A 1240-nucleotide genomic window follows, 5' to 3' on the forward strand; every position below is an offset into this window, starting at 1 on the left:
AGTCGTCACCCTCTCGGGCCGGCACCTGCCCCTTGACCGGGACCGCATCTACGCGGCGACGAACTACGTCGTGCAGTCCACGGCCCGCGACCTCCTCGCCCAGGCGATCGTCGACATCTTCGACGCCGGTATGGGCGACCTGCTCCGGCTCCCGGTCCACGACGAGCTGATCGCCGAGGCCCCCGCGGCCGACGCCGAGGAGGCGATACACGAGATTGGCCGCCTCATGGAGACCCCCGACTTCTACGGCGTGCCGATCGTCGCCGAGCCGGAGGTTTATGGGCCCAGTTGGGGACATGGCTATGGCGCCCCGCGTGAATCACCCGCCAGTGAGACCCACTTCACCCACTGTTCCGCGTCACGATCCTGAGGAGTGTCCGTTAAATGGCTGAAACATCCCCCAGCAACCCCAGCGAGGCCCCGGGCAACTCCGTCGTTGCACATCTCGCGCGTGTCATTCGAGAAGAGACCGATGCACTACTCGCACTACTCCCGGACGCTTACGCCCGCCAGTGGGAAGCGTCTCCCGTCCCGAGACCCCGCGACGACACTACCGAGCGATCGTCCGGCGGCCGTCCCTCCGACCCCACGGCAGACACAGTGCTAGACGCCAGGCGTCTGGCCTTGCGGGGGCAACATCCCGAGCGGATCGCGTGCTCGAACACGCAGCGAAGGCGCTGACCGAGCGCCGCCGGGAGCTAGACCGAGCACTCACCCGCTACGACGGCGAGGGCTCTCGATGAAGGCGTGGCTCGCGGGACCCCGCGACTCCGACTTCGACACGCCGGCGAGCCTGCTCCGTCGCGCCGGCTACAGCGTCTGGACGCCGGTCTCGGGCCCGGATGACCTCGCGGGGTCGTCTCCGCTGGACCGTCGAGCGCGTGCTCGAAGCCGACGTCGTCGTCGAGCTCCCGGGGCTGGGAGATCGGCTCGGCAACGGACGTCGAGCTCACGCTCGCCACGGCGATGGGCGTGTCCGTCGTCAACCTCGCCGAGGCCCTCTCCGTGGAGCCGGAGCGGCTCCCGGCGTAGTACCGCACTAGACGACAGCCCCCTACCGCACTGCATCTGCCAGCGGTAGGGGGCTTTGTCGTGCATCTGCCCGGGTGAAGAAATCTAAAGACCTGCGAAAGCGCCTTGCATTCGCCTCTCGCGCCGTGTTACACATGAGTCACCTTGCGTGACTCGCACTCATCGCCCCGAGGTCGCTCGATCTCCGGGACACCGTCACCCCACGAAG

At 67.8% G+C, this 1240-nt stretch carries 2 protein-coding genes; both read left to right on the forward strand.

Translation table 11 applies throughout. The annotated features are described in order from the left end of the window. Positions 1-370, forward strand: a 370-nt coding sequence (locus PROKR_RS02620; protein ID WP_211239999.1) for a DNA polymerase, incomplete at its 5' end; no start/stop codon positions are given. Between the two features lie 14 nt (positions 371-384). Further along, positions 385-681, forward strand: a complete 297-nt coding sequence (locus tag PROKR_RS38130; protein ID WP_425414849.1) for a DUF7169 domain-containing protein — start codon at positions 385-387, stop codon at positions 679-681. Positions 682-1240: the final 559 nt, after the last annotated feature.

The sequence above is a fragment of the Promicromonospora kroppenstedtii DSM 19349 genome (assembly GCF_000515355.1).
Classification (GTDB): domain Bacteria; phylum Actinomycetota; class Actinomycetes; order Actinomycetales; family Cellulomonadaceae; genus Promicromonospora; species Promicromonospora kroppenstedtii.

Coding starts and splice junctions, on each gene's coding strand:
- PROKR_RS38130 (WP_425414849.1), top strand. CDS start 385: ATGGCTGAAACATCCCCCAGCAACCCCAGCGAGGCCCCGGGCAACTCC.